15 protein-coding genes are annotated in these 5810 nt (G+C 43.4%); all 15 read right to left on the reverse strand.

Annotated elements, in window-relative coordinates:
• Nucleotides 1-51 precede the first annotated feature (51 nt).
• Nucleotides 52-258, reverse strand: a complete 207-nt coding sequence (locus NYE69_RS33225; protein ID WP_340930665.1) for a hypothetical protein — start codon at nt 256-258, stop codon at nt 52-54.
• Nucleotides 255-566, reverse strand: coding sequence for a hypothetical protein (locus tag NYE69_RS33230; protein ID WP_340930667.1), 312 nt, complete (start codon nt 564-566; stop codon nt 255-257). The genes NYE69_RS33225 and NYE69_RS33230 overlap by 4 nt, the downstream gene beginning before the upstream one ends.
• The gene (locus NYE69_RS33235) at nt 563-778 is read right to left on the reverse strand and encodes a hypothetical protein (RefSeq protein ID WP_340930669.1); all 216 of its coding nucleotides are present in this window, start codon (nt 776-778) and stop codon (nt 563-565) included. Before NYE69_RS33235 ends, NYE69_RS33230 begins: the two co-directional genes overlap by 4 nt.
• 15 nt (nt 779-793) lie before the next feature.
• Nucleotides 794-1174 carry a hypothetical protein gene (locus tag NYE69_RS33240; RefSeq protein WP_340930671.1) on the reverse strand — a complete coding sequence of 127 codons (381 nt, stop codon included), beginning with the start codon at nt 1172-1174 and terminating at the stop codon, nt 794-796.
• On the reverse strand, nt 1171-1554 hold the full coding sequence (locus tag NYE69_RS33245; protein ID WP_340930673.1) for a hypothetical protein: 384 nt from the start codon (nt 1552-1554) through the stop codon (nt 1171-1173). Before NYE69_RS33245 ends, NYE69_RS33240 begins: the two co-directional genes overlap by 4 nt.
• Nucleotides 1547-1879: a hypothetical protein gene (locus tag NYE69_RS33250; protein WP_340930675.1), complete on the reverse strand. Its 333-nt coding sequence runs from the start codon at nt 1877-1879 to the stop codon at nt 1547-1549. Before NYE69_RS33250 ends, NYE69_RS33245 begins: the two co-directional genes overlap by 8 nt.
• Nucleotides 1876-2346 (reverse strand): YopX family protein, encoded by a 471-nt coding sequence (locus NYE69_RS33255; RefSeq protein ID WP_340930677.1) that lies wholly within the window; start codon nt 2344-2346, stop codon nt 1876-1878. Before NYE69_RS33255 ends, NYE69_RS33250 begins: the two co-directional genes overlap by 4 nt.
• A 110-nt stretch (nt 2347-2456) precedes the next feature.
• Nucleotides 2457-2906 (reverse strand): DNA N-6-adenine-methyltransferase, encoded by a 450-nt coding sequence (locus tag NYE69_RS33260; protein ID WP_340930679.1) that lies wholly within the window; start codon nt 2904-2906, stop codon nt 2457-2459.
• Nucleotides 2907-2929: 23 nt separating this feature from the next.
• A complete protein-coding gene (locus NYE69_RS33265; protein WP_340930681.1) occupies nt 2930-3247 on the reverse strand; it encodes a hypothetical protein in 318 nt (105 codons plus the stop codon).
• On the reverse strand, nt 3244-3786 hold the full coding sequence (locus tag NYE69_RS33270) for a hypothetical protein (protein WP_340930682.1): 543 nt from the start codon (nt 3784-3786) through the stop codon (nt 3244-3246). The genes NYE69_RS33265 and NYE69_RS33270 overlap by 4 nt, the downstream gene beginning before the upstream one ends.
• A 1-nt stretch (nt 3787) precedes the next feature.
• Complete coding sequence (locus NYE69_RS33275; RefSeq protein WP_340930683.1) at nt 3788-3985, reverse strand: hypothetical protein; 198 nt, start codon at nt 3983-3985, stop codon at nt 3788-3790.
• A complete protein-coding gene (locus tag NYE69_RS33280) occupies nt 3982-4584 on the reverse strand; it encodes a hypothetical protein (RefSeq protein WP_340930685.1) in 603 nt (200 codons plus the stop codon). The genes NYE69_RS33275 and NYE69_RS33280 overlap by 4 nt, the downstream gene beginning before the upstream one ends.
• A gap of 155 nt (nt 4585-4739) precedes the next feature.
• Nucleotides 4740-5276: a hypothetical protein gene (locus NYE69_RS33285; RefSeq protein ID WP_340930687.1), complete on the reverse strand. Its 537-nt coding sequence runs from the start codon at nt 5274-5276 to the stop codon at nt 4740-4742.
• Nucleotides 5273-5578 (reverse strand): hypothetical protein, encoded by a 306-nt coding sequence (locus NYE69_RS33290; RefSeq protein ID WP_340930688.1) that lies wholly within the window; start codon nt 5576-5578, stop codon nt 5273-5275. Before NYE69_RS33290 ends, NYE69_RS33285 begins: the two co-directional genes overlap by 4 nt.
• On the reverse strand, nt 5568-5810 hold a 243-nt coding region (locus tag NYE69_RS33295), incomplete at its 5' end, for a hypothetical protein (RefSeq protein WP_340930690.1). The genes NYE69_RS33295 and NYE69_RS33290, both read right to left, overlap by 11 nt.

Raw genomic sequence — 5810 nt, forward strand, 5'->3', positions numbered from 1 at the left:
GCCTCTTTCTCCATTTCTGACATTTGCATTTTCCGCATATCAGTTTTTGTGTCATTCGGTTTCCTCCCCTGGTAGGTTTATTTCTGCGTAGTGGGTTATGCCAGGAAGCAACCAATTCATATCAGTTTGCCACCATTGCAACCCCAATCTTTTAACTGTGTCCAAATATGCCGTGTGAGGCAGTTTACCGTCTGTAACTAGATATACTTTGTTCTTTTCCGGCGGATTTTCTGGATCATATTTCACCCACGGTATCATGCTTCTGCCTCCTTGCCATTTGTACTATTCAGCCATTCCATGATCCGATCATACATAGGGACCGTTTCGCCATACCCTGAATTAAATGTGATAGTTCCGTCTTTTCCGAAAAGTCCATCAAATCGAATAGAGAAGCACATACCATCTCTCATATCCCAGTTTGGTCGTACATATTTAATGTTCTTGCATTTATCCACTAGTTCCGGGTTGTTCCACACTTCATCTGATAGACCGCCAAAACGATGCATAACCCATACAGCCGACATAATTCTGTCATATTGATCTTTGGTTAAGGCTAGTTCCTTCACTTTGCTTCCGCCTCCTCAAACAGTCCTTTTGCCCACTTTTCAAACTTGCTTCTTTCCATCCAACTGCATTTTCCTAGCGTTCCGTCTTTTTTAATATGAGTCCAGTTCACATATTGCGTTCCGCTTGATCTCGTTTCGATAATATTCACACGTCGCTCGACTTCTCGACTTCCAACCATTCCCCAATAGGTGTTTCCTTGTTTAACGTTCACTTTGCTTCTTCCTCCTCAAACAATAGATTCGGCCTCTTTGAGCTTCTTTCGTGCGATGTATCCCACATTCCAACCTATTTCATTTTCCTGTATACATGGTTTATCAGCGTAGAATTTTAGAGCATCAGTAAGAACATCTAATTTCAATTTACGAGAATGCGATTCTTGCAAAATCTCTACATATGCGGCATTACTGTATTGATGTCCTTCGGGTCCATGAGATGTTAATAGTGACTGCACCTCTTTGTATTTATTCATCAAGAATTTTAGATCATCTAAATGCCGTACATAACTTGTATTTTCTTCGATTCTCTTTTCGATCTGTTTAATTCGACATGAGTCACAAATATAATATTCGTCAGGCACATCCGTCTTGCATCTATTGCATTTTCTCACTTTGCTTCTTCCTCCTCAACGGGGTAATATGATGGTTCAATGGCATGCATCAATATTTCAACCATGACATTAGCCGCTGCTGACTTATCATTCCATTCCCCATACTCTTTAATGGCTTGTTCTATCGCTTCACGTAGTTTCTTTTCCCGGGCTTCTGCTTCAATCAGTGCCGCTCCTGCTGCCCTTGCTGTCGCTTCCATTGCGTCGGTGACTCTTGCCCGTTGCTCTGCCTTGTCCGCACGTTCTTTTTCTGCTGCGGCTTCTCGATGCCAGTATGATGCAGTTTTATAAAGATCATCGTCGTCCGGGTCTATCTCCCAATCGTTCAGTTGATCAAGATACCGTTTATCCTTTTGCCAGTCTCTAACCTGTTTAGTCATGGGATACCTCCAAACTGGACAGGGGCCAATCCCCGGCGATTTCCTTGAGTATTGCACTATACGGCGACGACTTACTTATTTTCTCAACTATAGCTTTAGTGCCAATAAAATCTGGATTCATTGCATCAGTGATTACCACCTGATCTCCCGGCTTTATGGTTGGTAAGGGGATGGGATCGGGAGCCAGTTCGCCCGCATCAATAGCGTCACTAAGGTTGTCAAATGCCACTGTGCTATCCAGTCCATCAATCCAAAATGCTTCGGCCCTTTTATCCGATTCAAGCCATTTAAGCAGCTTTTGCGCATCTACTGGTTGTTTATTCATCTCTCTCTTACCTCCCCTAAGCCTGCGCTCTCCCAAACATTGCCGACAACCTCGTATTCAATCGGCCATTCTTCCTCTTCCCATTTTCTCAACGGGAATGTATCGACGGTGAAATATCCATCTTGGCATATACTTACTTCTCGCTTGTTTATAACGTCTAGGTAAAAACCACATTCATCTTCTGACCATTTGACTATTGCCTTTTCATTCCACAGGAAAGACAGACCGACGTCTAACTCTTGTTCGCCGGTTATTAATACGGTATTCCCTTCGTAAATCTCCTTGCCGTTCTTATCTTTGATTCCTGTGTATTGCCCTACTGTTTCGGGATCGACTTTACACCAAAACTCTGTATTAAAGTATTCGTCCGTAAACTCAACGATATCTCCGACAATTACGTCATTGCCGATCAAGTACCCATATACCCATTCACCGTTATCTTTTCGTTTACCCCTATAATCTCTCATTGCTTTATTCCCTCCCTGACCTAGCTATTTTATGGCCCCCACTGGCGTTAGGCGGATTCGGTCAACTCGGGGGCCTTCGGCCTAGTGCATACTTTTTGACGTGTACAGCATTACATTGCTTTCAACGTGTCAACCTTCGCTCGTTCTCCAAAAATCACAACTGCATTGGGAAACGGTGCATTCCATTTGGATCCGCCAAACTTCAACCGCCCCCTAACTAGGCGAACCTCACCTTTCATACAGTAATCATGCCACCATGCGGTATCAGTCCGCGCAGGGAGCAAACAAACCACCGTTGCCCCGTTCAATGATGATTCATAAGCTTTCTTCACCCATTCCCCGATCTTTCTGCCATATGGCGGATTCATCCAGCATGTACCGCGCCATTCTTGATTCAGTCCGTTATCATCCGGGGAATAATAGGTTTCACACTTTGCATTTTCGGGCAACGCGCATACATCGGTTTCAAAATTAAACTCGGAATTGAGCGAATCGAAAAAATCCTGCGGCGTTTCCCATAAATCCGTTGTGGATGTAAAAAGTCCTTTGTTTATGCTCATTTGGATCTCACTCTCCCTTGTGTCTACTCTTCTATATCCGTATAGGGGCTAATGGTTGCAGCCATCACATAAGGCTTTCCGTTCGGTCCATAACGCATTGCTTCAGCAACATAAGATAAATGCTTATGATGATCTTCATAAATTTTGTCTCTCGATGGAATTATTGTAGTGGTACAATACATTGCCGCGTTTTCCTCGTCTGCATCGGGGTGTTGTTGTTTCAAATAAAATTGAGCAACCATAGGCAATTCTTCTCGTTTGCAGATTTCAATAATTTGTTTCATAAGTGGTGCTATCTCGTTGTCGTAAATATTTTCCTTGTCATACAACTCGTTACTCATTCCTTATCACCTTCCCCTAAAGCAGCCGTTAATTGTTCCTCTAACTCGCAAATCCTCGCACCTTTCTGATTAATCACTTTCCCCATATCATCAATTGCTTTTTTGGCCACCTTGTCAGCTTGTCTTGCTTCTTCTAGTGCTTTACGTAGTCTGGCGTTTTCCTCTTTAAGCGCCCTCAAGGTGTCTCTAACTCCGTTTAGGTATCCGTTGTAATAGCTGCCTGCCGCCTTATCAAATGGATTTAACCAACCATGTAATGCGTTTTTATAGCGATTTTCTATCTCCCATGTTCTATCTTTCCCGGCTTTTTCGTAAGTCGATTCAAAAATATCCGGTTTACATGGATACCTTTCACCTTTGACACCTGTGATAATGTAATCTCCCGGACTGATGTACATTTTCCCTTCTAGCGTTTTGATATAAGGCTTTCTATCCGCCCTATGCTGTTCTTCTGGATGTTCAATATCAAAGCCATCTTCCATTCCTGGTTGGTATGGATCAGCGTCAATAATTACTGGTTTTTTGCGATATTTAGCCATTCTATTTAACCTCCCCGTAAATTTCCATTAGCGCCCGAAACGTTTGACGCTTTATATCATCTAGCACCACGAACACCTCTCGTGGTGTTAAACCATCTTTTTCCACCATCTCCAACATCCCGGTTACTACGAAGGCATGGGCGCGATTGTTCGGGTTGAATTTCAGTTGCTTTTCCATCTCGCTGGCTTTTCCTATCATTTGGATTCCTCCCCCAAAGAATCTTTTAATTGCTTAACCCATAGATTGCGCGAGTTCGTACGCTGTACTTCTTCTTCATGTGCATTGGAGTAATAGGCAATTTCCTTATGCGCCTTAACAATTCCAGATTTCCGATATTCTTCGCCACTAAGTCGAACCGGCGGCGTTAGATACTTTTCGTCGCAATCCCAATCGATGCTCTCTTCAAGCTGCTTCACACAAAATTCTTTTAACCCCACGTGTTCGCTTGATGGAGGATTCCAAGCATTAACTTCGGCTAATAACCTTTCATAGCGACTTCTTAACTCTCTTCTTTTTTTGAGGTTTTTTTGATATTCTTCAACCCCATTTCGGTATTCTTCTTCTGCCAGTTTCTCGACTTCTTCGCTGCTCAGTGATGTTAATTTTTTCAATTGTTCTTTTGCCTTTTCCAAACTTTCAAGGTTGTAACTACTTGGCTCAAATACAGGTATTTCCGCATCCATCGGTTCGTCTCTCATCATGACGAGCGCTCCGAAAGCTCTGGAACATTTCAAAACAAAATCTTTAACCGTTACTTCTTCTCCGTTATAAATTGAACTTGTGTATCCTGTTGGCATCCTTACCATCTCCTTATCTTAGTTTTAATCCCTGTATACTTGGTTGACGTGTTGTGACGCTCTAGGAGGCTTTGTGAGGGGTCTCTAAGGTTTACCCTAACAAATACTCTACCTAACTATTAAAGCGTCTGTACGTGGCGATTACGGCGTTCAAATCATGCGTTTGCTACCTTGCTCTTCTTTTGCTTCGTCTTCGGCGGCTCCAAAATCGCTTTTACGACTTCCTGTTGATACTTGGTTGTAGCTGTACCCAACTTTACCGCCCGGGCGATTTGGGCCAAAACAAAGGCATCTCGTACGTTATCAGAATGGTGTTCGAATCCCCATTGCTTGTAAATGTGTACCGCTAATTCGTCTTTCTTTGTGTTCCCCTTGCCGCTGGCGAACTTTTTGAGTTGCCCGGGCCCTACCTCGATATAATTCGTGCCGCCGTTGTACATCTCTATTCGTATTCCGTAGCCAATCCCGTATTGAATGCCCACGGCATTGCCTTTAGCTCCATAAGCAAATCCTTCAATCGCGACCACATCACCTTGCTCCAGATTCTCAACAGTTTCCGCAATAATATTTGCCATTCTTCCAGGGTCTTCACCTTCGGCTGTGATTTCCATAGTGTCGAGAATGTTTCCGTCCCGGTCTAAAATGACCAATCCCGTTTTAGTGCTTGGATCAATTCCCACGAATCTTGTCATAGTACCTTTACCCCCTTATAGTGATTGCGCCGGTCAATAACAAACTTGTCATTGCCAAGTCGTAATGATGTGATTTGGCCGTTTTTAATTCCTGCTATGGTAACCGTTGTTTTATCTCCAGGACCAGCCTTTTTCCAAGGTGTAAGGTGCCGAATTGATTCAAATACCGGTCTATGATCAAACCGTCCGTTGTAATAAACTATTGCTTCGTCTACCAAATCTAATTGGCATCTGTCACAAACTTCTACCATTGCGAAATGTCTGTTTGCTTCGTTGTTGCATCCTGGCACTTTACATTGCATTTTTCTTCGCCTCCCGCTTCTCCGTGATTTCGCCGATCAACTTGATTAATCTTGCCCGCACATATTCACGCCGGACACTTACTGATACATCCAAGCCGGACGCTTCGTAATCAATCCGCGCTAAGATGTGATCCGCTTGTTCCAGCTTTTCGCGGAGTAAATATTCGAATGAATCCCATGTCTTTTCCATTTCCCGCTGCTGCCGTCTCGCCTCGTATTCCTTGCGATTCGA

This window comes from Paenibacillus sp. FSL R5-0527 (assembly GCF_038008055.1).
Lineage (GTDB): Bacteria > Bacillota > Bacilli > Paenibacillales > Paenibacillaceae > Fontibacillus > Fontibacillus macerans.